Raw genomic sequence first — 26,158 nt, 5'->3', positions numbered from 1 at the left:
CGACCGAATTCCGGTCCCGCCTGCGCGCCGGGTTCAGCGCGGGAACAAGTCGCGGTAGGCGGGGATGCCCGCGACGGAAGTGGCGGCGAGGACGGCATCGACGACCGCCCGTTCCACGACGACCGCCGCGGCGGTGCACAACTCGTCGAGCAGCAGCAGATCCGAGGGGAAAGCCGCAGGTAGCGGACCCGAAGGTACCTGCACGGCACCGGTCGACACCGCGAACAGGGTGTCACCGTCGAGCGGCGAGTGCACGGGCCGGATGGCGCGGGCCAGGCCGTCGTGGGCGGTGGCCGCCAGCCTGCGGCAACCGACCGGGTCGAGCACCGCGTCGGTGGCGACGACGCCGATCGTGGTGTTGAGCACAGTGCTCTTACCGGGCAGCGCGGCCAGGGCGGCGAGCTCGGCGGGCGTGCCGTGCCGCAGGCCGAAGAAGTCGGGCCCGTCGGTGCCCGCACCCCACGGCAGACCGGTGCGCGGGTCGACCACCGAACCGACCGGATTGGCCACGACGATCGCGCCGACGGTGACCCCGTTGTCGAGAACCACACTGGCCGAACCGATTCCGCCTTTGAGCGCACCCGCCTGCGCGCCCACCCCGGCACCGACAGTCCCTCGGGCGAAGTCCGTCGAGGCGGCCTCGGCGGCGCGGAAACCGAAGTCCGCGTCGGGCCGGATGTCCCACGCGCCGACCGGCAGGTCGAAGATCACCGCGCCCGGCACGATCGGCACCACCCGGCTCGGGTCGGTCGGGCTCATCGGGATGCCCTCGCCGTGCTCCTCGGCCCAGCGCATCACTCCGTCGGCGGCGGCCAGACCGTAGGCGCTGCCACCGGTGAGCAGCACCGCGTTGACGCGGCGCACGGTATTGGCCGGGTCCAGCAGGTCGGTTTCGCGGGTGCCAGGCCCGCCGCCGCGCACGTCGACGGAGGCGACCGCACCACCGGGCAACCGCACCACCGTGCACCCCGTCGCGGCACCCGACCCCAGGCTCACCTCGTCGTCGAGCACATGATGATGACCGACGAGCACACCGGTGACGTCGGTGATCGCGTTGCGTGGACCGGGAACGCCGCGCATCAGGGCGCCAATGCCTGCAGCAGCGAATCCTGCATCCAGGTCAGCCAGTGGTAGACGTCCAGATGCGGGGCGCGCGGATCATCGGGGTCGAAGTGGTCGGGCGTGTCGTCGTCGATGTCGAGCAGGGTGCCCAGTGCCAGGCGCACATCGGTGAGGGCGGTGAGCCAGGCGTCGGCCTGCTCGGGGGTGAGCACGATCTTGCCGCCGTCCTCGGGGCAGCTGTCCATCACCACCCGGCCGGCGGCCAGTTTCGCGTCGATGATCTCGGGTTCGTGCAGACTGCGCAGCGCGCTGTTGAGGTCGGCCCGTTCGGCGTCGGGCGAACCGGGTTCGGCGCGGTGGAAATCGGGCAGCAGGCGCAGCAGTTGCGGGTCGTCGGGCGGGGTGGTGTTGCCGGTGCGCAGCCCGGTCAGCGCCGCGAGTTCGTCCTCGGGCGACTCGGCGGCGCGGTCGGCGAGCAGGCCGGAGACCGCCGCGACCAGGGAGCGCAACACCGTGGCCTCGTGCTCGTCCATTTCGGATCGAAGCTTGAGACCACCGAGTGAGTTCTTTCTGCTCCACTTGCGCACAGGGCCAGGTTACTCAGGCTCAGTCGTCGCGCTGCATCGTTGCCCACAGGCCCGCCGCGTGCAGGCGGCGTACGTCCTGTTCCATCTTGTCGCGCGAACCCGACGACACCACGGCCTTGCCCTCGTTGTGTACCTGCAGCATCAACTCGGTCGCCTTGGCTTTGCTGTAGCCGAAGAGCTTCTGGAATATGTAGGTGACGTAGTGCATGAGATTCACCGGGTCGTCCCACACGACGGTCACCCACGGCCGGTCCTCGGCCTCCAGGATCTCGGTGTATTCGGTAGCCTCCGGCGTCGCCTGTGGCGCCGACAGTGCGGCGTTCACGGCGTCGGTGACGGCGCCGGCTCGAACGGAATTGCACAGGGCCATAAACCCCAGGGTACGACGAGGCCACCCAGATACAACACCCGCCGTGACTAGAGTTTCGGGTGTGCAGATCCGTGACGGGTCAGCGAGCACCGCGCTGCTGACCGACCAGTACGAACTGACCATGCTCGCCGCCGCGCTCGCCGACGGTTCGGCGCGGCGGCGGTGCACCTTCGAGGTGTTCGCCAGACGCTTGCCGCACGGCCGCCGCTACGGCGTCGTCGCGGGCACCGGGCGGCTGCTCGAGGCCCTCACCCGCTTCCGGTTCGGCGCCGAGGAGCTGGCGATCGCCGAGAAATTCCTGGACCCGGCGACCGTCGACTGGTTGCGCGACTATCGCTTCACCGGCGATATCGACGGCTACGCCGAGGGCGAGCTGTATTTCCCCGGTTCACCGATCCTCACCGTGCGCGGCAGCTTCGCCGAATGTGTGGTGCTCGAGACGCTTGTCCTGTCGATCTTCAACCACGACAGCGCCATCGCCTCGGCCGCCGCCCGCATGGTCAGCGCCGCGGCCGGGCGCCGGATGATCGAGATGGGTTCGCGGCGCACCCACGAACTGGCCGCGCCGTCGAGTTCGCGAGCGGCCTACCTGGCCGGATTCGACGCGACCTCCAACCTCGAGGCGGTGCGCAGCTTCGGTGTGCCGGGCGCGGGCACCAGCGCGCACGCCTTCACCCTGCTGCACAGCGGCGCCGACGGCGAGCATGAAGCGGCCGCCTTCCGCAGCCAGGTCGAGGCACTCGGCATCGGGACGACGCTGCTGGTCGACACCTTCGACATCACCCGTGGCGTCGCCACCGCCATCGAGGTGGCCGGGCCCGAACTGGGTGGCGTGCGGATCGATTCCGGCGAGCTGGGTGTGCTGGCCCGTCAGGTGCGCGACCAGCTCGACGCGCTCGGCGCCACCGGCACCCGCATCGTCGTCTCCGGCGATCTCGACGAGTACGCCATCGCCGCCCTGCGCGCCGAACCGGTCGACGTGTACGGCGTCGGCACCTCCCTGGTCACCGGTTCCGGTGCGCCGACGGCGGGCATGGTGTTCAAACTCGTGGAGGTCGACGGGATCCCGGTCGCCAAACGCAGCAGCCACAAGGAGTCGCGTGGCGGGGCGAAGAAGGCGGTGCGGCTGGCGCGGGCCACCGGGACCATCGTCGAGGAGATCGTCTACCCGGCTGCGGGAGAAGCGCCCTCCACCAACGGTTTCCAGGTGCGCGAGCTCCAGGTGCCGTTGGTGCGCGGCGGGGAGACGGTCGACGGCGTCGCGACGCTGGCACGCAGCCGGGAGCTGGTCGCGCAGGGTCTGGTGAGCCTGCCGTGGGAGGGCCTCAAGCTCTCCGACGGCGAGCCCGCCATCCCGACCACCTTCCTCGGCTGACACCTCGCGAACGCGAGGGGACAATGGTATGGACGCAATGATCGGGAGGACAGTGTGATGCGCGGGTTGGTCATCGTGGATGTGCAGAACGACTTCTGCGAGGGAGGATCGCTGGCTGTGCGCGGCGGCGCGAGGGTCGCGGCGGCCATCAGCTCCCATGTCGCCGCGAAGAAGTACGACGCGATCGTGGCGACCAGGGACTGGCACGTCGACCCCGGCGCCCACTTCTCCGACAACCCCGACTACGTCGACTCCTGGCCGCCGCACTGCGTGGTCGGTACGCCGGGCGCCGATTTCCATCCCGCTCTCGACACCGGACTGGTCGAAGAGGTGTTCTCGAAAGGCGAATACAGCGCCGCCTATTCGGGTTTCGAGGGCGCGTCGGCCGACGGAACCACCCTCGCCGACTGGTTGCGCGCCCGCGACATCGACCACGTCGACGTGGTCGGCATCGCCACCGACCACTGCGTGCGTGCCACCGCCCTCGATGCCCGCACCGCCGGTTTCGACACCACCGTCCTGCTCGACCTCACCGCGGGCGTCGCCCCGGAGACCACCGCCACCGCGCTCACCACCCTGCGCGACGCGGGTGTCGAGCTGAGCGGTGAGGTGCCCGCCTAGGCTCACTGTGTGGATTATCGCTTCCCGGCGCAGGCGCGCGACAGGCTGACCCAGGCATTGGCCGAGGTCGACAGCATTCACGATGCCGCCGACATCGTCTTCTGGGCCAACCCGGCCGCCGACGATCTGCACCGCACCGGGATCGGCGCCTTCGGCCAGTTGCCGCCCGCCTTCGCCCACCTGCTGGCCCTGACGAGCCTGCACACCACGGTCCTGGATTCCGGTTTCAGCACCTACCTGCGCACTCGCCGCACCGAACTCCCCTGGGCCACAAGAGCATTGCGCGCCGCAGGCATGCCACGCCTGGCCGCCGCCGCCGTCCTCGCCGCCCGCGACGCCTCCCCCGACTCCCCGGACGACCCCCTCGACCGCTTCTTCGACGACGAACACCGCACCCTCGCCGAACCCGACCAGATCCGCCGCCCCACCGGCGACCGCGCCGACGACCCCGACGAGATCTACGACATCAACGAGCCAGAAGACTTCGAACAACGAGTCCTCGACTACATCAGAGCCAACCTGGACGACTTCATCCGCGAACCCTGAGCCGAGGCGATGCTCACGAGCGAACCTGTCCGACCCCACGGATAAGCTGGCCCCCGTGCCCGAACTCCCCCCCGTCGCCGACCTGCTCGCCACCGCCGTGCATGCCCTCGGCGGCACCGAGCGCACCGGGCAGACCACCATGGCCACCGCCGTCGACCACGCGATCGACACCAAGGAACACCTGGCCGTGCAGGCGGGGACCGGCACCGGTAAGTCGCTGGCCTATCTGGTGCCGAGCCTGCGGCACGCGGTGCGCACCGGGCGAACGGTCGTGGTGTCCACGGCGACCATCGCGCTGCAACGTCAGCTCGTCGACCGCGATCTGCCTCGCTTGGCCGAGGCGCTCACCAAACCGCTCGGTCGCGTGCCACAGTTCGCGATTCTCAAGGGCCGCAACAACTATCTGTGCCTGAACAAGATCAACAGCGTGATCCCCGAGGACACCGGCGGCGAGGCGGAGCTGTTCGACGCCTTCGCCATCTCCCGCCTCGGCCGCGAGGTGCAGCGCCTCAACGAGTGGGCCTCCGACACCGAGACCGGCGACCGCGACGAACTCGCCCCCGGCGTGAGCGATCGGGCCTGGCGCCAGGTGAGCGTGTCCTCGCGCGAGTGCCTCGGCAAGACCCGCTGCCAGTTCGGTCAGGACTGTTTCGCCGAGAAGGCGCGCGCGGAGTCGGCGCAGGCCGATGTGGTCGTCACCAATCACGCGCTGCTGGCCATCGACGCAATCAGCGGCATCCAGATCCTGCCCGAGCACGATGTGGTCGTCATCGACGAGGCGCACGAACTGGTCGACCGGGTCACCGGCGTCGCCACCGCCGAATTGGCCGCACCCGCCATCAGCGCCGCCGCCCGCCGCTGTACCAAGCTGGTCGACGAGCGCGAGGTCGACCGGCTCGAGGGCGCCGCCGAAGCCTTCCATCAGGCCATCGAGGACCTGCCTGCCGGTCGCTGGGACCAGCTGCCCGACGGCATCGCCCCCGTCCTCGCCCTCGTGCGCGATGCCGCCTGGAACGCACGCACCGCGCTCGCACCGCAGGGCAGCGTGAAAACCCAGGACGACCCGGACAACGCCGCCGCCAAGACCTTGGCCGTCGCCGCGCTCGACGAGGTGCACGACGCGGCGGTGCGCGCGCTCACCGCGTTCGAGGAGTCCGATCCGGCCGCGCGCCACGATGTCATCTGGCTCTCGGCCGACGAGGTGCGCGGTGTCGCGCGCCGCACCCTGCGGATGGCGCCGCTGTCGGTGGGTGGATTGTTGCGCAGCAGGCTTTTCGGCACCGCGACCGTCATCCTCACCTCGGCGACCTTGCAGATCGGTGGATCGTTCGACGGTCTCGCCATCACCTGGGGCCTGCCCTCGCAGTCCTCCGGCAAGACCGATCCGGCATTGGCCAACGGCGCGACTCCACCGGCCGACGCCGAGTCGGTGCGCTGGAGTTCCCTCGACGTCGGTTCCCCGTTCGACCACGCCAAGTCGGGCATCCTGTATGTCGCGAAGCATCTGCCCGCACCGGGCCGCGACGGCCTCTCCCCCACCTACCTCGACGAGATCGAGCAGCTCATCACCGCCGCGGGCGGGCGCACGCTCGGCCTGTTCTCCTCGATGCGCGCGGCCAAGGCGGCCACCGAGGCGCTGCGTGAACGGCTCGACACCCCGGTGCTGTGCCAGGGCGACGATTCGATGGGCGCGCTGGTGCGCAAGTTCGCCGACGACCCGGCCACGTCCCTGTTCGGCACCCTGACCCTCTGGCAGGGCGTCGACGTGCCCGGCCCCTCGCTGAGTCTGGTTATCCTGGACCGCATTCCGTTCCCCCGCCCCGACGACCCGCTGCTCACCGCCCGTCAGCGCGCGGTCGAGTCGCGTGGCGGCAACGGGTTCATGGCGGTGGCGGCCAACCATGCCGCGCTGCTGCTCGCCCAGGGCACCGGCCGGTTGCTGCGCAGTGTCGACGACCGCGGGGTCGTCGCCATCCTCGATTCGCGCCTGGCGACCGCCCGCTACGGCGGTTATCTGCGAGCCTCGCTGCCGCCGTACTGGGAGACCACCGACCCCCAGGTGGTAGCCAAGGCGTTGCGCAGGCTCACCGCATCCGCTTGAGCGGCACAGTTTTTCACCGCGAGTCGTGCAATCCGGGTGACCACACCGGCGAAATCACTACCAGGTGAATGTGACCCGTGAGACGGTTGGGTGATGACGCACCACGCCGATGGCGAGGTACTCGACGAATTTCTGGTCAGCGCAAGATCTTTGGCCGAGTACCGCGCGATGTTCTGCCTGTCCGACGACGACCTGTCCGGCCGACGCATCCTCGACTGCCCCGGCGGCGCGGCGAGTTTCGCCGCCGAGGCCAGTGCCCTCGGTGCCGAGGTCACCGCGATCGACCCCATCTACGCGAGCGAGCCAGGCGAACTGGCCGCCCGCGCCGTCCCCGAAACCGAGCGCGCGGTGGCGTGGGCGCACCGTCACGCGGGCCGCTACCGCTGGGACTGGTACGGCGGCACCGCCGAGCAGGCCGCGATGCGCCGCGCGGCCGCCGCCCGTTTCGCCGTAGACGTGTGCGCCGCACCGCACCGCTACCTCGCCGGACGCCTGCCCTCGCTGCCGTGCGCCGACGGCTCCTTCGATCTGGCGCTGAGCTCGCACCTGCTGTTCAGCTACGCCGACCGGCTCGACGCCGACTTCCACCTGGCCGCCCTACTCGAACTCACCCGGGTGGCCACGGTCGAGACCAGGGTGTACCCGCTACTGGACTACACCGGTGCCCCGCTCGACGACCTGATCGCCCACCTGCGAACCGAACTGCACGACAAGGGTATCCGGACCTCGTTACGCAAGACTCGCTACGAGTTCCATCACGGCGCCGACACCATGCTCACCCTGCACGCGTGAGCCGCAGGTCAGCGCGGTTCTACAGTGTCCAATTGATAGACGGTGCCTACCGAGGGCGACCCCCGGGGACCGGCGCGGTAGGTTCTTAGTCGTGCATACGACGCGAGCCGGCCGGTAACACGGCCGTGGCGGAGAGATCTCGACGCGCGGAATTGCCGCGCATCACCCTGACGCTCATCCTGCTACTCGGTACCGCAGCCCTCGGCGTGACGCTGCTGTTCACCACCATGGACCCGCACATGAACAGCGGCGGCATCCTCGCCGGCGGCCTGGACGTGCACATCTACCGCGACGGCGGCTGGCGAGCGCTCCACGACAAGGCGCTCTACATCGAGCCGACCCACTACGGCCTGCTCTACACCTATACGCCGTTCTCGGCACTGGTGTTCCTGCCGTTACTACTCGTGCCGTGGGACCTGGTCACCTCGGTCTGGTTGGTGCTCAACCTGGTAGTTCTTGTGGTTTGTGTACTGCAGAGCTGGCGGATGCTCGGCTACCGCGTGACGCCGCGCCTGGTCGCGCTCAGCATGCTCATCGGCCTGGCCTGCACCTTCATCGAGCCGGTGCGGACCACGCTGTACTACGGGCAGATCAATCTGTGGCTGATGATGCTTGTGCTGTGGGACTTCTCCCGTGGGCCCGACAGCAAGTTGCGTGGCCTGGGCGTCGGTATCGCGGCGGGCATCAAGTTGACCCCGCTGTTCTTCATCGCCCAGTACGCGGCTCAGCGCCGGTGGCGGGCGGCGCTCACCGCCGCACTCACCTTCGTGGCGACGATCGGGCTGACCGGCCTGATCCTGCCGCGCGATTCCTATCAGTACTGGACCTCCACGTTCTTCCAGTCGGGCCGGATCGCCCCCGATGTGCATCCGTCGAACCAGTCGCTGCGCGGCGCGATCGCCCATCTGCTGCACGACCCGGCGCCGGTGTGGTTGTGGTTGCTGATCGCGGTGCCGGTGGCGCTGGTCGCACTGTGGCTGGCGGCCGTGCTCGTGCGCCGCGACGAACCGCTGCTGTCGGTGACCCTGGGCGGCCTCACCGCCTGCGCGGTGTCGCCCTATTCTTGGGGCCACCACTGGGTCTGGTTCGTGCCGCTGCTGGTGTATCTGATCCACCGGGCCCAGACCCGGTTGCCGTGGTTCCTCGCCGCCGCCGGCCTCTACCTGGCCGTCGCCGCCTGGACCTACACCTACACCCCCACCTGGGTCAGTGTCGGTACCTTCCTGCTGCCACCGTGGTGGCCCTTCCACCAGGCGCTGCTGAACATCTACGTCGTCATCTACCTGATCGTGCTCGTGGGCATCGCCGTCCACGTGTATCGAGGGCCGCCGAAACCGGCTGTGGCCGAAGGTTTTTCACCTGCGGCCACAGCCGTCGACACCGTGGTGATCCCGGAGAAGCTACCCGCACGCCCAGTCGAAAACGCCTGACTCCAGGTCGAGTTGGGCGTTGCCGCCGCCGAAGTTCATGCCCGAGACTTCCTCGATCTCGAGGTAGTAGGGCGTGAGTCCCTCGGGCAGCGCCTGCACGGGGAAGGCGGTGCCGCCGAGATGGGAACGACCGAACAGCGGTTCGGCCCACGGGGTCCAGCCCGCATCGTCGGTGAGCGGGTCCTGGTAGGCGGTGTCGGGCACGTACTCGACGGGCGGGATGCCGACATTGGGATCGTCGACGCGCTCGGCCAGCCACACACCGATGGTCGGGTGCACGTCGTCCCAGGCATTACAGCCCTCGTCGCTCGCGGCGGGCGAGCCGGGCGGGCGGATATCGGCGGGCGGCGCCACCGGCCCGGCCTCGAATTCCTTCTCCGTCAACCAGATCAGCGCGAACACCCCGCCGATCTCGTCGTGCAGCAGATTCAGTTGCGGGTGCAGACGGGTGGCGACCAGGTCGCGCGCCAGCGGGTCGTCGGAGCCTGCGTCGGCCTCGACCGGAGCGGTCGCGTCGGCGAACTGCCCCTCGCCCTGGAAGAACGCGATCGCCGGGAAGCCGGGTCCGCGCCGCTGGAAGTCGGCGGGCAGCCGCAGGGTGAGCGCGTGCATCATCGGCAGCCCGGTGACCGGTCCGCGCGGCCACGTCGCCGGATCGATGCCGGGACCTTCGCTACCGATCCACCCGGCGCGCACCGGCGAGGCCAGCTCGAGCGGTTCACCACCCGGTGTCTCGGCCAGTTTGTCCGCCGAATCCCCGAACCCCAGGTCATAGGCCTTCATCGCAGCTCTCCTCTTCGACGCGCGGACGATGGTCGACACCGTGCGAGCGGTGTCGCCGACGAGACTATCCGCCCCCGCCGACACCCGCGCACACTCCGGGCAACCCACGGCATCGAAAAAGTGACCAGCGAATGACGAAAAAAGCGGCGCGGCAACCGAAGTCACCGCGCCGCTGGAACAGCTATGTCAGAGCGCAGCCTTGAGGATCAGCGTCAGCACGGCCGCCGCGACAGCGATGCCGACGGCCGCCGCACCCCACACCACGCCGTGGCGCGCCCACGGACGACCGGCGTCGAGCGAGAACCGGCCGGGCCCGGTGAAGGCCAGCGCGCCCGCGACGAGCGCGAACAGCAGCGGGGTGGTGAAGCCCGGGACGGCGGGATCGGTCGGGAAGAGGCCACCGGCCCACATCACGTTGATCGCGTTGATCATGGTGCCGAGCACGATGGCGCCGGCCAGCGGGGTGAGCAGGCCGAACACCAGCAGCAGGCCACCGACGAGTTCGGTGACACCGGCCAGCGTGCCGAACAGTTCGCCGGGGTTGTAACCCATGGCGGTGAAGCTGTCGGCGGTGGTCTGCCAGCCCATACCGTTGAACCAGCCGAAGAGTTTCTGGGTGCCGTAGGCGGCCATCAGACCGCCGAAGCCGATGCGGAGAACCAGGAGGCCGATGCTGGTCGCGGCGGCTTCGTCGGTAGTTGCGGTAGTGCTCGGAGCGATGCGCGTGGCGGTGTCGGTCATGGCGTGTCCTCATCTGCGATTCGAAGCATCCCGCAATCGGACTGGAGTCCGATTGCCCACTCGGTCACAACCCCTGGGGCCTGGACCACTATTTCACGCCAGCCCCCCGAGAGACGTGATCCTCATCACAAAAATGCGAAAAGGCCGCCCCGATCGGGGCGACCCTTCCATCGGGAACTTTTCAGCTCACCAGGCCATGGTCGCGTAGCTCACCAGCGTGCTCTCGGACTCCTGCGACAGCTTCCAGGTGCCGTCGACATCCTTCCAGGTCACCGGGATCGGGAAGGTGTAGTCACCGAGGGTGCTGTTCAGCGTGGCCGACAGGGTGTCGCCCTCGACGGTGACCGGACCGGAGACGCTCCAGCTGTAGCCGGGGATGCGGTTGACCGTCTGGTTCACGACCGCGAGGCCGCTCGCGTTGCCCGACTCGAGTTCGGCGGCCGAGCCGTTCATGGCGGCCTGCAGCTTGCCTTGCAGCTCACCGGTCGACGGGGTCGCCGGGGCGGCGATCGCGGCGGGCGCGGTGGCGACGACAGCAGCGGTGACGGGCGCGAAGAGGGTGGCAACCGCCAGGGACGCGGCAGCGAACGAGCGCTTCATAGGTAAATCTCCTTCAAAGTTAGGCAAGCCTAGGCTGAGTATAGACATACCTACGCCCGGAGCACCTACTCGACCAGGAAGAAGAAGTAGGCGAGGAACAGCACCATCAGCGCCCACATCGCCGGATGCACCTCCCTCGCCCGACCCTTGGCGACCATCACGACGGGGTAGAAGATCATGCCCATCGCCAGCCCGTTGGCGATCGAATACGTCAGCGGCATCATGATGACGGTGATGAACGCGGGCACCGAGTACTCGAGATGCTGCCAGTCGATATCGCCGAGCGCGCGGGCCATGAGAACGCCGACCACGATCAGCGCGGCCGAGGTGACCTCGGCCGAACCCGCGATCACCGAGAAGACCGGATAGCAGAACATCGCGATCAGGAACCAGCCCGCGGTGGTCACCGCGGTGAGCCCGGTCCGACCACCGGCCGACACGCCCGCCGTCGATTCCACGTACGCCGTGGTCGTAGAGGTACCGATGATCGCGCCCGCGGTGGTGCCGACCGAGTCGGCGGCCATCGCACTCGCCGCACGGGGCAGCGTGCCGTCCTTGTTGAGCAGGCCCGCCTGATTCGCGACGCCGATCAGCGTGCCCGAGGCATCGAAGAAGTCGACGAACAGCATAGTGAGTACGACGACGATCATCTGCCCGGTGAACGCGTCGGGTAGATGAATGATGGCCTGCCCGAAGGTCTGATCCAGCCCCTTGGGCATCTCGGCGATACCGTCGGGCACCTTCACCAGCCCCGAGACCATGCCGACGACCGTGGTGGCGACGATGCCGTAGAGCACCGCGCCGTGCCAGCCGATCACCAGGAAGATCACGGTCACCACCAGGCCGAACAGCGCGAGCAGGGTGGTGCCCTCGGTGAAGTCACCGAGCGAGACGAGAGTCGCCTCGTTGTTGACCACGATGCCCGCGTTCTTGAGCCCGAGGAACGCGACGAACAACCCGATACCCGCGCCGACGGCGAACTTCATCTGCAACGGGATCGCGTTGAGAATCCGTTCGCGGACCTTGGTGATCGCGAGCACGAAGAAGATGACGCCGGAAAGGAACGTGCCCGACAACGCGACCTGCCACGGAATGCCCATGCCCAACACCACGGTGTAGGCGAAGAAGGCGTTGAGCCCCATACCCGGCGCGAGCGCGATCGGATACTTGGCCCACAAACCCATCACCAGCGTGCCGAACACGGCCGCGACGGCGGTCGCGGTGAACACGGCCTGCATCGGAATGCCCTTGTCGCCCAGCGCACCTTCGTCGCCGAGGATCGACGGGTTCACCGCGAGCACATACGACATCGCCAGGAACGTGACCGTGCCCGCCATCGCCTCGCGCTTGAAGGTTGACCCGGTCGACGTGATACCGAAGTATCCGTCGATGCGCCGCCGGGCGCGGGTTACGACATCGCTGGCCATGACTCTCCAGTCCGCGGGTTCAAAGAAGAAGGATGCCCCGGAACGGTAGCGGAAAGTTCACTGAATCGAAGAACCCGCGATCGCCCGGGGGTGTAGAGTCACGCGCCCGCGACGGCCACCACGCCGAGTTCGGCGTCGGTGGCGAGCAGGGGATTGTGGGGAAGCACACGAACCGTGTACCCGACCGCGCCCGAGAGCGGAACCGGCGCGTGCACTTCGTAGAGCTCCGTCGCGCCGTCGCTGCCGGTGTGCCGCATCTCGATGGTCGTGGTGTCGGACAGGTCGTCGTCGGGCGACACCCGCCCGAGTACCGCCTGCACCACCACATCCGACGGCGCGAGCCCACCGAGTTCCACGCGCGCGTCCAGCGACAGTTCCGCACCGATCACCGGGGTATCGGGCAGGCCCGCGCTGTCCACCTGGGTGACGCGCACCGAAGGCCACGCGGCCTCCACCCGCCGCCGGTACTCCGCGACCCGCGCCGCGCCGGCGTAGTCGTCGGCCGACGCGGTCGCGAACGCCGCGGCCGCCGGACCGTAGTACTGCTCGGCGTAGTCGCGGACCATGCGCGAGGCGAGCACCTTCGGGCTGGTGGTCTGCAGGGTGTGACGGACCATCTCGGTCCACCGGACCGGCACGCCGTTCGCGTCCCGGTCGTAGAAGCGGGGTGCGACGGTGCGTTCGACCAGGTCGTACAGCGCCGCCGCCTCGAGGTCGTCGCGGCGCACCTCGTCGCGCACACCATCGGCGGTGGGGATCGACCAGCCGTTCTCGCCGTCGTACATCTCGTCCCACCACCCGTCACGGATAGACAGGTTGAGCCCGCCGTTGAGCGCCGACTTCATGCCCGAGGTGCCACACGCCTCGAGCGGGCGCAGCGGATTGTTCAGCCACACATCGCAACCCCAGTACAGGTAGCGGGCCATCGACATGTCGTAGTCGGGCAGGAACACGATGCGGTGCCGCACGGCCGGATCGTCGGCGAAGCGGACGACCTGCTGGATGAGCGCTTTGCCGCCGTCGTCGGCGGGGTGACTCTTGCCCGCGACTACCAGCTGCACCGGGCGTTCGGGGTCGAGCAGCAGGGCGCGCAGCCGGTCGGGGTCACGCAGCATGAGTGTGAGGCGCTTGTAGGTCGGCACCCGGCGGGCGAAACCGATGGTGAGGACATTCGGGTCGAAAACCTCGTCCACCCAACCCAATTCGGCCTCGGCGGCGCCGCGCTGGTACCAGGACTCGCGCAGCCTGCGGCGGACCTCCTCGATCAGTACCCCTCGCAATGTGTTCCGGGTGGTCCACAGCTGCTCGAGGTCGACGTCGCTGAGCTTCTCCCAGCCGCGCGCCTCCTCCACCAGTTCGGGGCCGACGAGTTCGCGCGCTTTGTCGATCCATTCACGGGCGGCCCAGGTCGGCGCGTGCACGCCGTTGGTGACCGAACCGATCGGCACCTCGGCGGCGTCGAATCCCGGCCAGAGCCCGGCGAACATGTCACGGCTCACCTCACCGTGCAGCCGCGAGACGCCGTTGGCGCGCTGGGCCATCCGCAGACCCATGTGCGCCATATTGAACACCGACGGATCGGCCTCGCGTCCGAAAGCGAGGATCCGGTCGACGGAAAGCCCTGGCAGCAAGGCGGATTCGGTTTCGCCGTGGGCTCCGCCGAAGTACCTGCGCACCAACGGCATCGGGAACCGGTCGATACCGGCGGGCACCGGGGTGTGGGTGGTGAACACCGTCCCGGCCCGCACGGTCGCCAGCGCGGTGTCGAAATCCAGTCCGTCCGCGACGAATTCGCGGATGCGTTCCACCCCGAGGAAACCGGCGTGCCCCTCGTTCATATGGAACACGTCGGGGTCGGGCAGGCCGTTGGCACGGGTGTAGGCCCGCACCGCACGCACCCCACCGATACCCGCGAGGATCTCCTGCTTGATCCGGTGATCCTGATCGCCGCCGTACAGGCGATCGGTGACCGCGCGCAGTTCCGGGTCGTTCTCGGCGATGTCGGAGTCGAGCAGCAACAACGGGATCCGCCCCACCTGGGCGATCCACACCCGCGCCCGCAGCACCCGCCCCTCCGGCATGGCGACATGGATCAGCACCGGCGAACCGTCGCTGGTGAGCAGGCGCAGCGGCAGACCCTGCGGGTCGAGCGCCGGGTAGTGCTCGCGCTGCCACCCATCGGCCGACAGCGACTGCCGGAAGTAGCCGGACCGGTACAGCAGCCCCACACCGATCAGCGGCAGACCCAGATCCGACGCCGCCTTGAGATGGTCGCCGGCGAGGATCCCGAGCCCACCCGAATAGTTGGGCAGCACCTCGGTGACACCGAACTCCATCGAGAAGTAGGCGATCCCGGCCACCCGGGTGGTGTGCTGTTCCTGGAACCAGCGTGGCCTGCTCAGATAGTCACGCAGGCCCTCGGCGGCCGAGTCGACGCGGGCGAGATAGGCGGGGTCGGCGGCGAGCTCGTCGAGCCGCTCGGCGGGCACCTCCCCCAGCATCCGCACCGGATCCTGGCCGACCGTGCGCCAGAGCTCCCGGTCCAGGTCGGCGAACAGATCCTGGGTGGGGCCGTGCCACGACCACCGCAGGTTCGTCGACAACTCACCCAGCGCGGCGAGCCGCTGCGGCAGATGGGCACGGACAGTGAACCGACGAAGTGCCTTCACCCGCCAAACACTAGCTGGGCTGTCCGCCTCCCCGCGACTTCAGGCCAGACTCAGGCGCGGGGCGAGTTGGGGACGCGGCAAGCTTTGGGGAGATGGCTGGGTGAGCCCGTTCCCGGGGAGTTACCCATGTGCTCGCCTGCTGCTCCGGAGACTCGCGCCAGACTCGGGCGTGGGGACTTTGTGTCGGCGGCCAGGCGGAGTCGCGGATCAGCGTAGGCCCGTTCTCGGGGAGTTGTTCCCTGTGCTCAGTCGGTTGCTGTGGCGCCTGGGGTGAACTGGGCGGCGAACTCGGGGGTGGGTGGGGTTTCGGTGATGACGTCGATCAGTACGCCTGATGGGTCGGCGAGGATGAAGTGGCGTTGGCCGAAGTCCTCGGTGCGTAGGTCGAGTTCGGCGGGGAGGCCGCCGGTGACGACCATTCGTTCCCATTCGGCGTCTACGTCGTCGACCTCGAAGTTGAGCAGTAGGCCCTGGACGGGTTTGCCGTAGCCGGCGGGAACGGTGGGGTGGGTTGGATCGAGGAGGGCCAGTTCGCAGGTCGGTTCGCCGTCGCGGCCGGGGCGGCGCAGGCTCACGTACCAGTCGGCTTCGAAGGTGATCTCGAAGCCGAACCAGGTGGTGTAGAAGTCGCGCGATTCTGCGATTCGACTGGTGGCGAGGACGGGGTAACAGCTGCTGAGCCGCATGGTGTTCACCTTTCACATACCGTTGGTATGTCGTAGGCTAGTTCACATACCGGTGGTAGGTCAATGGGAGGACGGCGATGGTTTCGACGGCACGGGCGCAGCAGCGCGAGGAGACCAGACGCCTGCTGGTGCGGGTGAGCAGGGAGCTGTTCTCCGCGAAAGGCTATGCGGCAGTCGGCCTCTCGGAGATCGTCACCGCAGCTGGTGTCACCAAAGGCGCGCTGTATCACCACTTCGAGAGCAAAGCCGACCTGTTCAAGGCCGTCCTCGCGCAGGTGCAGCAGGAGGTCGGCGAGCAGGTGGCGGCCGCCGCCGACGCCGAACCCGACCCCTGGACCCAGCTCACCACCGGCTGCGCGGCGTTCCTGCGCGCCTGCGCCGACCCGCACATCCAGCGCATCATGCTCGTCGACGCCCCAGCGGTACTCGGCTGGCACGAGTGGCGCGCCCTCGACGAGGCCAATTCCGCCCGCCACCTGGGTGAGGCGCTGCAAACCCTCGTCGACGCGGGCACGCTGCCACCGCAGCCGGTCACCCCGCTCACCCATCTGCTCTCCGGCGCCATGAACGAGGCAGCCCTCTGGCTGGCCACCAATCCCGGCTCCCTCCCCGACGCCCTCGCCGCCCTCGACCGCCTCCTGGCCGGTCTGCGCACGCCCCTGCCCTGACCTGGCGCGCTCGTCCCGGCGATCGGGCGCGGTGTGCAGTACCTTGGCATGGGTGAGCGGCCGGATTGCCATCGATGACATTGCCCCGTCCATCGCAGGCGGCCGCCCGGCCAAAGCCGTGGTCGGCGAGGTCTTTCCCGTTCGGGTAGTCGTCTGGCGGGAAGGCCACGACGCGGTTGCCGCGAGCCTGGCCGTGCGCGCGCCCGGATCCTCGCGCGTCACCCGCATCCGGATGACGCCCGACTACGAACCCGATGTGTTCAACGCGGTGTTCACCCCCAACGTGCCCGGCGTGTGGACCTACCGGGTCGAGGGCTGGAGCGATCCCATCGCCACCTGGCGCTCGGCGGTCGAGGCGAAGCTGTCGGTCGGTCAGTCGGCCGCCGATCTCGCCAACGACCTCGAGATCGGCGCCCGCCTGTTCGAGCGCGCCGCCCAGGCGGTGCCGAAGCGGCAGTTCGAGCGGCTGCACGCCGTCGCGAACGCCCTGCGCAGCGAGGAACAACTGCCGGCGCGCGTGGCGCCTGCCTTCACCGAGGAAGTCGCCGAGATCCTGCGGGCCACCCCGTTGCGGGAGATGGTCACGCGCGGTCAGCAATTCTCGGTACTCGCCGAACGCCGTCGGGCCCTCGTCGGTTCGTGGTACGAGTTCTTCCCCCGCTCGACCGGTGGCCGCGACGCCGAGGGCAACCCGGTGCACGGCACTTTCGCCACGGCCGCCCGCGACCTGCCCCGCATCGCGGGCATGGGCTTCGACGTGGTCTACCTGCCACCGATCCACCCCATCGGAACGGTGAACCGCAAGGGCCGCAACAACTCCCTGACCACCGAGCCCGGCGATGTCGGCTCACCCTGGGCCATCGGCTCGGCCGACGGCGGTCACGACGCCATCCACCCCGACCTCGGCACCGAGGCAGATTTCACCGAGTTCGTAGCCAGGGCAACCGAACTCGGCCTCGAAGTGGCCCTCGATCTGGCCCTCCAATGCGCCCCCGACCACCCCTGGGTCACCGAGCATCCGGAGTGGTTCACCACCCTGCCCGACGGGACCATCGCCTTCGCGGAGAACCCGCCCAAGAAGTACCAGGACATCTACCCGGTCAATTTCGACAACGACCCCGACGGCATCTACGCCGAGGTGCTGCGAGTGGTGCGCCACTGGATCGCGTTAGGCGTCAGCATCTTCCGTGTCGACAACCCGCACACCAAGCCAGCCGACTTCTGGGAGTGGCTGATCGCGCAGGTGCGCCGCACCGACCCCGACGTGATCTTCCTTTCCGAGGCCTTCACCCGTCCGGCGCGCCTATACGGCCTGGCCAGGCGCGGATTCACACAGTCCTACACGTATTTCACCTGGCGCGTGCACAAGTGGGAACTCACCGAGTTCGGCTACGAACTGGCCGCCAAGGCCGACGAGGCCCGGCCCAACCTGTTCGTGAACACCCCCGACATCCTGCACGAGAGCCTGCAACACGGCGGCCCCGGCATGTTCGCCCTGCGCGCCGCCCTCGCCGCCACCCTCAGCCCCACCTGGGGCGTGTATTCGGGCTACGAGCTGTTCGAGCACGAGGCCGTGCGCCCGGGCAGCGAGGAATACCTGAACTCGGAGAAGTACGAACTGCGTCCGCGCGACTTCGCCGGCGCCCTGGATCGTGGGGAGTCGCTGGAACCGTGGCTCACCCGACTCAACGAGATCCGCCGCAATCACCCCGCGCTGCAACAGTTGCGCTGCATCCATTTCCACCACGTCGACAACGACGCGCTGATCGCCTACTCGAAATTCGATCCGGTCAGCGGCGACGCGGTGCTGGTGATCGTCAACCTCAACCCCTACGCCGCCGAGGACGGTCACGTCAGCCTGGACATGCCGGCGATCGGGCGCGAATGGCACGACCACCCGGTGGTGTTCGACGAGGTGAGCGGCGAGGAATACCACTGGGGCCAGCGCAACTGGGTGCGGCTCGACCCGGCACGCGCGGTCGCCCACATCATCGCCCTGCCCGCGGTGCCCGCCGAAGCCCGTGCGGCCCTCGCCTTCCGGCGGAGCTTCTAGATGAAGCGCCGCGATCTGATGCTGCTGGCGGCGGGTACCCATCCCGACCCGCACACCGTTCTCGGCTCCCATCCCCACGCCGACGGCACCGCCGTGCGCGTGCTGCGCCCGCACGCCGACACGGTAACCGTCCTCGTCGGCGGCGCCGAACACCGGCTGAAGTCGTTGGGGCACGGCATCTTCGCGGCCGTCCTGCCGTACCCCCGGATCGACGACTACCGGGTGCGCACCGAATACCCCGGCGGCCCGACGGTCGTCACCGCCGACGGCTACCGCTTCCTGCCGACCGTCGGCGAGTTCGACCTGCATCTCATCGGCGAGGGCAGGCACACCCGGCTCTGGGAGGTACTCGGCGCGCATCCCCGCCACTACACCACTCTCGACGGCGATGTCGACGGCACCTCGTTCGCGGTGTGGGCACCGAACGCGCGGGGCGTCACGGTATTCGGCGACTTCGACCACTGGGGTGGGCAATCGGCGCCGATGCGCGCGCTCGGCACTTCCGGGGTGTGGGAGGTCTTCGTTCCCGGTGTCGGTCCGGGCACGCGCTACAAGTACCGGGTGCACGGCGCCGACGGTCGCGTGGTCGACCACGCCGACCCGCTCGCCTTCGCTACCGAGGTGCCACCCGCCACCGCGTCGGTCGTGGCCCGCGCCGACCACATCTGGGGCGACAGCGCCTGGCTGGACCGGCGCGCGAGTACCGATGCGATCCGCTCCCCGATGAGCGTCTACGAGGTGCACCTCGGCTCCTGGCGCCCCGGCCTGAACTATCGCGGACTCGCCGAGCAGCTGGCGGAATACGTCCGGGCAGCGGGTTTCACCCATGTCGAGTTGCTGCCGGTGGCCGAGCATCCCTTCGGCGGTTCCTGGGGCTACCAGGTCACCTCCTACTACGCGCCGACCTCGCGTTTCGGCACCCCCGACGACTTCCGCTACTTCGTCGACCACTTGCACAACGCGGGCATCGGTGTGCTGCTCGATTGGGTGCCGGCCCATTTCCCGCGCGACGAGTGGGCGCTTGCCCGCTTCGACGGCACCCCGCTCTACGAACACCCCGACCCGCGCCGTGGCGAACAACTCGACTGGGGCACTTACGTTTTCGACTTCGGCCGCAACGAGGTACGCAACTTCCTCGTCGCCAACGCCACCTTCTGGATCGAGGAATTCCACATCGACGGCCTGCGCGTCGACGCCGTCGCCTCGATGCTGTACCTGGACTACTCACGTCCGGCGGGCGGCTGGGAACCGAACATCTACGGCGGGCGCGAGAACCTGGAAGCCGTCGACTTCCTGCAGGAACTCAACGACACCGTGCACGGCGCCCACCCCGGCGTGGTGACCATCGCCGAGGAATCCACCACCTGGCCCGGCGTCACTCGCGGCACCGACGTGGGCGGCCTCGGTTTCACCATGAAGTGGAACATGGGCTGGATGCACGACACTCTCGGCTATCTGGGCCGCGACCCCATCCACCGCGCCTGGCACCACAACGAGATGACGTTCTCGCTCGTCTACGCCTGGAGCGAGAACTACCTGCTGCCGATCAGTCACGACGAGGTCGTGCACGGCAAGGGCACGCTGTGGACGCGCATGCCCGGCGACGATTTCGCCAAGGCGAGCGGCGTGCGCGCCCTGCTCGCCTACATGTGGTCGCACCCCGGCAAACAACTGCTGTTCATGGGCCAGGAATTCGGCCAGTTCCGCGAATGGGACAACGATCGCGGCCTCGACTGGTACGAACTGGAAAACCCACTGCACCAGGGGATTTCGACCATGGTCGCCGATCTCAACCGCACCTACGTGGCGCATCCGGCGCTGTGGTCGCAGGACACCACCCCCGGCGGGCACGCCTGGATCGAGGCCGACGACAGCGCCGCCAACGTCTTCGCGTTCCTGCGCTGGGGCAGTGACGGCAGCGCGGTCGCGTGCGTGTTCAACTTCTCCGGCGCCACCCACGAGAACTACCGGATCGGCTTGCCGCACACGGGTTCCTGGTCGGAGATCCTCAACACCGACGCCACCGGATACGGCGGTTCGGGTATCGGCAACCTCGGTGCCGTCACGGCCGAGGGCACCCCCTGGCACGGCCACCCCGCCTCGGCCACCGTGCGCCTGGCTCCCCACAGCGCCCTCTGGCTGAGCGCGCCCGCCTGAGGCCGCTCCCGCGACCGGATATGCGACGAGCCGCCCAGGCATACTGCCGGGCGGCCCGTGGTCGATGGGCGTCAGTACAGCGCGGCGGCCAGTTTGCGACGCGCGGCGATCACGAAAGGCTCTGCCTGATCGAACAATTCGAAGAGTTCGAGCAGGCGGGTGCGGGCCCGGTCACGGTCGTCGCCCGCGGTGCGCTTGACGACGGCGATGATCCGGTCGAACGCGGCCTCGGGACGCTGCTCGAGCAGTTCCACATCGGCGGCGTCGAGGGCGGCATCCAGATTGCCCGGATCGGCGTCTGCGGTGGCGACCACGCCCGGGTCGATCTGCTGGGCCCTGGTCAGGAACTTCAGCTGCCGCAGCGCCGCCTTGGCCTCGGCATTGTTCGGCTCCTCGGCGAGGACGGCCTCGTAGGCGGCTTCGGCACCGGCGATGTCACCCTCGGCGAGCGCGTTCTCGGCGGCCACGAAGCGCGGGTCGTCGTTCTCGGGTTCGGCCTGCGCGCCGTTGCCCTCGAGTTTGCCCGCGGTCGCCTCGACGACCGCGTCGAGCCACTGACGCACCTGCGGTTCGGGCTGAGCGCCTTCGAAGTCGGCCAGCGGCTGCCCACCGGCCACCGCGATCACCGTCGGAATGCCCTGCACCCGCAGCGCCTGGACGATGTTCATATTGGCTTCGGCCTCGATGGCGGCCAGATCCCACGCACCGCGGTCGTCGGCATTGAGCCGTTCCAGGGTGCGGACCAGCTCGACGCTGCCCGGGCTGCGCTGCGAGTACAGCGCGACAACCACGGGCACCTGCATCGAGCGTCGGATGACCTTGGTCTCGAAGTCGGCCTCGGTGACCGAATGGTCACCCGGCGCGCCCGCGCCACCCGGAGCGGCGGCAGGCTGCTTGAGACCGGACAGATCCACCGCCCCTGACATGGCAGCGGCGACGGCGGGCGAAGGACGACGGGAAGCGGGTCGAGTCACGGTTTCCAGTTTGTCACGAAGCGCTGGAGGTGGCAGCCGCGGCGCCCTTGCTGTTCGCACTCAGCTCACCGAGCTTGCCCGTGCGCACGGCCCAGGCCTCGAAGATCACGGTGAACAGCGGCGGGATGCTCGAGGCGAGCGCCAGGACGGTGGTCTTCCAGTTCCAGTTCAGCTCGCGGGCGGTGAGCAGCGCGGTCAGCACGAACAGCACGAAGATGCCACCGTGCACCGGACCGAAGATCTTCACACCGATCTCGTTGCCCTCCTCGGGCAGGTACTTGAACGCCATTCCGAGCAGCAGACCGACCCAGGAAATGGCCTCGAGCACCGCGAAGAACCGAAACCGACTCGCGACAGACCGCAGATCAAAGAAACCCATGCGCCCATTGTGCAGCATGACCTACGACACCGTGTAGTTGCACCCGTCACAACCGGCCCCGGAATTCACCGGGGCCGGTCGCGTCGAAATATCAGGCAGGCACGCGGATGATCAGGGCGTCACCCTGACCGCCGCCACCGCACAGCGCGGCAGCACCCACGCCACCACCGCGACGCTTCAGTTCCAGCGCCAGGTGCAGCAGGATCCGGGCGCCCGACATGCCGAGCGGGTGACCGATGGAGATGGCGCCGCCGTTGACGTTCACCTTCTCCGGGTCGTAGCCGAGCTTCCTGGTCGAGGAGACACCGACGGCGGCGAACGCCTCGTTGATCTCGATCAGATCCAGGTCGGCGGGCGTGATGCCCTCCTTCGCGCAGGCTGCGAGGATCGCGTTGGCCGGCTGGTCCTGCAGGGTCGAATCCGGTCCGGCGACCTGACCCGAGGCACCGATCTCCGCGATCCACTCGAGCCCGAGCTCCTCGGCCTTCGCCTTGCTCATCACGACCACCGCGGCCGCACCGTCGGAGATCTGCGAGGCGGTGCCCGCGGTGACGGTGCCGTCCTTGCGGAAGGCCGGACGCAGCTTGCCGAGCGACTCGACGGTGGTGTCGGCGCGGATGCCCTCGTCCTCGGTGACGTACACCGGGTCGCCCTTGCGCTGCGGCACGGCCACCGGCACGACCTCGCCCTCGAACACACCGTTCTTCCACGCGGCCGCGGCACGCTGGTGCGAGGCGGCGGCGAACGCGTCCTGCTCCTCGCGGCTCACCTTGTCGAGGTCGTTGCGGTCCTCGGTGAGCAGACCCATCGCCTGATCGGTGATGACGTCGTGCAGGCCGTCGTAGGCCATGTGGTCGACGAGGGTGGTATTGCCGTACTTGAAGCCCTCGCGGCTCTTGGGCAGCAGGTGCGGGGTCTGGCTCATCGACTCCATACCGCCGGCCACGATGATCTCGTGCTCACCGGCGCGAATCAGCTGATCCGCCAAGGCGATCGCGTTGATGCCGGACAGGCAGACCTTGTTGACGAGCACCGACGGCACGTCCATCGGGATACCCGCGGCGATGGCGGCCTGGCGCGCGGGCAGCTGCCCCGCACCGGCCTGCAGCACTTGGCCGAGGATCACGTACTGGACCTGCTCGGGCGCGACGCCACCCTTCTCCAGGGCGGCCTTGATGGCCACACCGGCCAGATCCGAGGCCTTGAAGTCCTTCAGACCGCCAAGCAGCCGCCCGACCGGGGTACGCGCACCGGACACGATGACAGAAGTGGTCACGCAAGCCTCGCATTCATAGTTCGAACCTGTACTCAACGGTAACCCCTGCGGACCGGCGGCTGGTACGCAGGTAGCGCTAGCTTCGTGGGGTGACCAATGCGAACTTCATCCCCGCCGACTACGTCATCGCCGTCGACCATGTGGGCATCGCCGTGCCCGACCTGGACACCGCGGTGGCCTGGTACACCGACAACCTCGGCATGGTCGAGACCCACCGCGAGGTGAACGAGGCCCAGGGCGTCGTCGAGGCGATGCTGTCGTGCCCGGCCGCCGCCGACCGCGCGACCGCCCTGCAATTGCTGGCCCCGCTCACGCCCGAGTCGACCATCGCCAAGTTCATCGACCGCAGCGGCCCGGGACTGCAGCAGCTGGCCTACCGGGTCACCGATATCGAGGCCGTTTCGGGCTTCCTGCGCGAGCGTGGGCTGCGTTTGCTGTACGAGGCCCCTCGACACGGAACCGCTGATTCTCGCATCAATTTCGTCCATCCGAAGGATGCTGGGGGTGTGCTGATCGAGCTCGTGGAGCCGAACCCGCATGTTACGCACTAGTAGGCCGGTCGGACCGGGAAATCTCGGCGAGATCACATTCCCGGTCGAGTCTCCATCGTGTCGCTCGAGGCTGTATTTTGTGTGCCATGTCGTCACCTGAGTCCGATCGCAATCGCTTCGTTGCACTGCCCTTCACCGTTGTGCGCAAGGGTTATGCGCAAGACGAGGTGCGCAACTACTTCGACCGCTTCGACGCGGAGCTTCGCGTCACCGCCACCGACCGGGATGCTGCCGCCGCGCAGGCCCGCAATCTCGCCGCCCAGCTGGAAGACGCCCGGGACGAGATCGACGAGCTCCGCAAGGAGGTCGACCGGCTCTCCGTGCCGCCGACCACCGCCGAAGGTATGTCCGACCGTATCTCGCGCATGCTGCGCCTGGCCTCGGACGAAGCGTCCGAGGTTCGCGCACTGGCCCAGGCCGAGGCTGCCGAGATGGTGTCGATCGCCGAGCAGCAGGCCACCGAGATGCGTGGCAAGTACGAGTCGCTGCTCGCGGAGACCAAGGAGAAGCGCGAGGCGCTCGAGATCGAGTTCGAGCAGACCCTCGCGAAGGCGCGCACCGAGTCGACCAAGATCATCGAGGCCGCCCAGGCCGAGGCCGAGCGTCTCGCCAAGGAGGCCGAGGCCAAGCGCAAGGCCACCCAGCAGGACTTCGAGGCCACCATGAACGATCGGCGCACCAAGCTGACTCGTGCCATGGAGGAGCTCGAGGCCACCAGCCGCGCCGAGGCCGCCCAGCGGATCAAGGACGCGACCGACGAGGCCAACCGCCTCATCAGCTCCGCCACCCAGACCTCCGAGCGCAAGATCGCGCACGCGAAGGAACTGGCCGAGGAGATGCGCGTGCTGCGCGGCCGGGTCCTGGCCCAGCTGCTCGGTATCCGCGGTCAGCTCGACTCGGTGCCCGCCATGCTGGCGGCGGTCAACCGTGAGAGCGAACTGCTCGACGGCGCTCCCGAGCGTAAGTCGATCAGCAACAACAACAATGGCAACAACAAGTCCGTCTCGGGCTCGCGCCAGAACAAGGCCATCCCGGAGGTCTCCGACGAGGACATCGTCGACGAGGACCGCGAGAGCGCCGACGTCAACTGACCCTGTCGGACTCTGCGACGACACGTCTACACCTGGAAAACCGGAGGCCACCTCGAATCATCGAGGTGGCCTCCGGTTTTCGGCGTCTCGGCCTGGTTCAGGACCAGCGGCGCGTGATGCCCCGTGTGCGCCTGCCGTTCCAGCAACCCTGATGCCAGTGCCTACGGTCGTCCTCACCGCCCTCGACGGCCCACGCGACGATATGGGCCACCCCCGGCGCGATCTCGTGGTCGCAGCCCGGGCAGCGATAGGTCTTCACGGCACGCGCACCGAGAACGGTTCGCACGACATAGATCTCGTCGCCGCCCGGTCCCTCCTCGGTGCGCCCGTACACGTCACCGAGCGGCGGCGGGCCGCTACGGCGTTCCTGGCGCGGTTTACGACGCGGCATGGCACTGCTTCCTAGAACAACCGGAAAACGTTGCTCTCGGTGCCACGCAGCTCGTCGTAATCGAGCGTGAGGCAACGGATCCCCCGGTCCTCGGCGAGTGTCTTCGCCTGCGGCTTGATCTGCTGGGCCGCGAACACTCCGCGCACCGGCGCGAGCAGCGGGTCGCGGTTGAGCAGTTCCAGGTAGCGGGTGAGCTGTTCGACGCCGTCGATATCGCCGCGGCGCTTGATCTCCACCGCGACCGTCGCGCCGTCGGCGTCGCGGCAGAGCAGATCGACGGGGCCGATCGCGGTCATGTACTCGCGGCGCACCAGGGTGTACCCCTCCCCGAGCTTGGTGACATGCTCGGCGAGCAGCTCCTGCAGGTGCGCCTCCACACCGTCCTTCACGAGGCCGGGATCGATACCGAGCTCGTGCGAGGAATCGTGCTCGATCTCCTCGATCGCGATGCGCAGTTCCTCGCCGGCCTTGTTGGTCACCACCCATAGGGCCTTGAAGTTGTTCTCGGGTGCCTGCATGGGCTCCTCGCGCAGCGGACGCACACCCTCGGGCAGTTCCGCCGGCGGGTTCAGCGAGGCGACGTCGCGCTCCTGGAGCCAGCACGGCGGGCTCATCCAGTTGAGCGGCTTGTACGAGCCGCCGTCGGAATGCACCAGCACCGAACCGTCGGCCTTGATGAGCAAGAGCCTGCGGGCCATCGGGAGGTGAGCGGTCAGCCGACCGACGTAATCGACCTGGCAACGAGCAATGACAAGGCGCACCCGGCCACTCTAGGGGACGCTCCGGAGAACGCAAAAAGGCCCTCCAGCGTGGCTGGAGGGCCTCTTT

At 68.5% G+C, this 26,158-nt stretch carries 25 protein-coding genes; 11 read left to right on the top strand and 14 right to left on the bottom strand.

The annotated features are described in order from the left end of the window. Positions 1 to 33: 33 nt before the first annotated feature. From NI2_RS30785 to clpS, 3 genes are read right to left on the bottom strand one after another with little or no spacing between them, the layout of a single operon-like run. Entirely contained in the window at positions 34 to 1,080 is a 1,047-nt protein-coding gene (locus NI2_RS30785) for a P1 family peptidase (protein WP_067498275.1), read from the bottom strand. Further along, a complete protein-coding gene (gene aosR / locus NI2_RS30780; protein WP_067498272.1) occupies positions 1,080 to 1,649 on the bottom strand; it encodes an oxidative stress transcriptional regulator AosR in 570 nt (189 codons plus the stop codon). Before aosR ends, NI2_RS30785 begins: the two co-directional genes overlap by 1 nt. Before the next feature lie 19 nt (positions 1,650 to 1,668). Continuing rightward, positions 1,669 to 2,019 (bottom strand): ATP-dependent Clp protease adapter ClpS, encoded by a 351-nt coding sequence (gene clpS / locus NI2_RS30775; RefSeq protein WP_067498269.1) that lies wholly within the window; start codon positions 2,017 to 2,019, stop codon positions 1,669 to 1,671. Positions 2,020 to 2,062: 43 nt separating this feature from the next. On the opposite strand from clpS, the gene NI2_RS30770 reads away from it, so the two are divergent. The 6 genes from NI2_RS30770 (at position 2,063) to NI2_RS30745 (ending at position 8,884) form a co-directional block, all read left to right on the top strand. Further along, on the top strand, positions 2,063 to 3,394 hold the full coding sequence (locus NI2_RS30770; protein ID WP_067498266.1) for a nicotinate phosphoribosyltransferase: 1,332 nt from the start codon (positions 2,063 to 2,065) through the stop codon (positions 3,392 to 3,394). Between the two features lie 57 nt (positions 3,395 to 3,451). Continuing rightward, positions 3,452 to 4,015, top strand: coding sequence for a nicotinamidase (locus NI2_RS30765; protein WP_157104702.1), 564 nt, complete (start codon positions 3,452 to 3,454; stop codon positions 4,013 to 4,015). A gap of 9 nt (positions 4,016 to 4,024) precedes the next feature. Further along, on the top strand, positions 4,025 to 4,561 hold the full coding sequence (locus tag NI2_RS30760) for a DMP19 family protein (RefSeq protein WP_067498260.1): 537 nt from the start codon (positions 4,025 to 4,027) through the stop codon (positions 4,559 to 4,561). Between the two features lie 55 nt (positions 4,562 to 4,616). Further along, positions 4,617 to 6,662 carry an ATP-dependent DNA helicase gene (locus tag NI2_RS30755; RefSeq protein WP_067498257.1) on the top strand — a complete coding sequence of 682 codons (2,046 nt, stop codon included), beginning with the start codon at positions 4,617 to 4,619 and terminating at the stop codon, positions 6,660 to 6,662. A 93-nt stretch (positions 6,663 to 6,755) separates the two neighbouring features. Next, positions 6,756 to 7,454, top strand: coding sequence for a hypothetical protein (locus NI2_RS30750; protein WP_067498254.1), 699 nt, complete (start codon positions 6,756 to 6,758; stop codon positions 7,452 to 7,454). 125 nt (positions 7,455 to 7,579) lie between these two features. Next, positions 7,580 to 8,884 (top strand): glycosyltransferase 87 family protein, encoded by a 1,305-nt coding sequence (locus tag NI2_RS30745; protein WP_243750145.1) that lies wholly within the window; start codon positions 7,580 to 7,582, stop codon positions 8,882 to 8,884. Here the strand turns inward: NI2_RS30745 and NI2_RS30740 are convergent. The 6 genes from NI2_RS30740 to NI2_RS30715 form a co-directional block, all read right to left on the bottom strand. Then, positions 8,855 to 9,667 carry a hypothetical protein gene (locus NI2_RS30740; protein WP_067498252.1) on the bottom strand — a complete coding sequence of 271 codons (813 nt, stop codon included), beginning with the start codon at positions 9,665 to 9,667 and terminating at the stop codon, positions 8,855 to 8,857. The genes NI2_RS30745 and NI2_RS30740 overlap by 30 nt on opposite strands. Positions 9,668 to 9,853: 186 nt before the next feature. Further along, on the bottom strand, positions 9,854 to 10,408 hold the full coding sequence (locus NI2_RS30735; protein WP_067498248.1) for a DoxX family protein: 555 nt from the start codon (positions 10,406 to 10,408) through the stop codon (positions 9,854 to 9,856). Positions 10,409 to 10,594: 186 nt separating this feature from the next. After that, on the bottom strand, positions 10,595 to 11,008 hold the full coding sequence (locus NI2_RS30730; RefSeq protein WP_067498245.1) for an MTB12 C-terminal domain-containing protein: 414 nt from the start codon (positions 11,006 to 11,008) through the stop codon (positions 10,595 to 10,597). Positions 11,009 to 11,073: 65 nt separating this feature from the next. Next, the gene (locus NI2_RS30725; RefSeq protein ID WP_067498241.1) at positions 11,074 to 12,435 is read right to left on the bottom strand and encodes an NCS2 family permease; all 1,362 of its coding nucleotides are present in this window, start codon (positions 12,433 to 12,435) and stop codon (positions 11,074 to 11,076) included. Positions 12,436 to 12,533: 98 nt separating this feature from the next. Continuing rightward, positions 12,534 to 15,104, bottom strand: coding sequence for an alpha-glucan family phosphorylase (glgP, locus tag NI2_RS30720; protein ID WP_067498238.1), 2,571 nt, complete (start codon positions 15,102 to 15,104; stop codon positions 12,534 to 12,536). A 245-nt stretch (positions 15,105 to 15,349) separates the two neighbouring features. Next, on the bottom strand, positions 15,350 to 15,790 hold the full coding sequence (locus NI2_RS30715; protein ID WP_067498380.1) for a VOC family protein: 441 nt from the start codon (positions 15,788 to 15,790) through the stop codon (positions 15,350 to 15,352). Positions 15,791 to 15,867: 77 nt separating this feature from the next. Between NI2_RS30715 and NI2_RS30710 the strand changes: the two genes are divergently transcribed. Genes NI2_RS30710 through glgB form a run of 3 tightly spaced genes read left to right on the top strand, consistent with a single transcriptional unit; the run spans position 15,868 to position 20,668 of the window. After that, the gene (locus NI2_RS30710; RefSeq protein ID WP_067498235.1) at positions 15,868 to 16,458 is read left to right on the top strand and encodes a TetR/AcrR family transcriptional regulator; all 591 of its coding nucleotides are present in this window, start codon (positions 15,868 to 15,870) and stop codon (positions 16,456 to 16,458) included. A 52-nt stretch (positions 16,459 to 16,510) separates the two neighbouring features. Further along, complete coding sequence (locus tag NI2_RS30705; RefSeq protein WP_067498232.1) at positions 16,511 to 18,511, top strand: alpha-1,4-glucan--maltose-1-phosphate maltosyltransferase; 2,001 nt, start codon at positions 16,511 to 16,513, stop codon at positions 18,509 to 18,511. Continuing rightward, a complete protein-coding gene (gene glgB / locus NI2_RS30700) occupies positions 18,512 to 20,668 on the top strand; it encodes a 1,4-alpha-glucan branching protein GlgB (protein WP_067498229.1) in 2,157 nt (718 codons plus the stop codon). A gap of 71 nt (positions 20,669 to 20,739) precedes the next feature. Here the strand turns inward: glgB and NI2_RS30695 are convergent, their stop codons facing one another. The 3 genes from NI2_RS30695 to NI2_RS30685 all read right to left on the bottom strand — a co-directional run bounded on the left by NI2_RS30695 (position 20,740) and on the right by NI2_RS30685 (position 23,297). Then, on the bottom strand, positions 20,740 to 21,594 hold the full coding sequence (locus tag NI2_RS30695; protein WP_067498226.1) for a tetratricopeptide repeat protein: 855 nt from the start codon (positions 21,592 to 21,594) through the stop codon (positions 20,740 to 20,742). A 61-nt stretch (positions 21,595 to 21,655) separates the two neighbouring features. Beyond that, complete coding sequence (locus NI2_RS30690; protein WP_067498224.1) at positions 21,656 to 22,021, bottom strand: DUF3817 domain-containing protein; 366 nt, start codon at positions 22,019 to 22,021, stop codon at positions 21,656 to 21,658. Positions 22,022 to 22,112: 91 nt separating this feature from the next. Then, positions 22,113 to 23,297, bottom strand: a complete 1,185-nt coding sequence (locus NI2_RS30685; RefSeq protein WP_067498221.1) for an acetyl-CoA C-acetyltransferase — start codon at positions 23,295 to 23,297, stop codon at positions 22,113 to 22,115. An 89-nt stretch (positions 23,298 to 23,386) separates the two neighbouring features. Here NI2_RS30685 and mce point away from each other — a divergent pair, with 89 nt between their 5' ends. Further along, entirely contained in the window at positions 23,387 to 23,848 is a 462-nt protein-coding gene (mce, locus tag NI2_RS30680; protein WP_067498218.1) for a methylmalonyl-CoA epimerase, read from the top strand. A gap of 86 nt (positions 23,849 to 23,934) precedes the next feature. Further along, the gene (locus tag NI2_RS30675) at positions 23,935 to 24,939 is read left to right on the top strand and encodes a coiled-coil domain-containing protein (RefSeq protein WP_067498215.1); all 1,005 of its coding nucleotides are present in this window, start codon (positions 23,935 to 23,937) and stop codon (positions 24,937 to 24,939) included. A gap of 97 nt (positions 24,940 to 25,036) precedes the next feature. Here NI2_RS30675 and NI2_RS30670 read toward each other — a convergent pair whose 3' ends face one another. Both NI2_RS30670 and nucS read right to left on the bottom strand, forming a co-directional pair. Then, entirely contained in the window at positions 25,037 to 25,330 is a 294-nt protein-coding gene (locus NI2_RS30670; protein WP_067498212.1) for an Rv1322 family protein, read from the bottom strand. Positions 25,331 to 25,341: 11 nt separating this feature from the next. Further along, positions 25,342 to 26,091 carry an endonuclease NucS gene (nucS, locus tag NI2_RS30665; protein WP_067498208.1) on the bottom strand — a complete coding sequence of 250 codons (750 nt, stop codon included), beginning with the start codon at positions 26,089 to 26,091 and terminating at the stop codon, positions 25,342 to 25,344. Positions 26,092 to 26,158 lie beyond the last annotated feature (67 nt).

Origin of the sequence: Nocardia ignorata NBRC 108230, from assembly GCF_001612905.1 — a bacterium.
Classification (GTDB): domain Bacteria; phylum Actinomycetota; class Actinomycetes; order Mycobacteriales; family Mycobacteriaceae; genus Nocardia; species Nocardia ignorata.
This window is presented reverse-complemented; position numbering and strand designations above follow the sequence as displayed.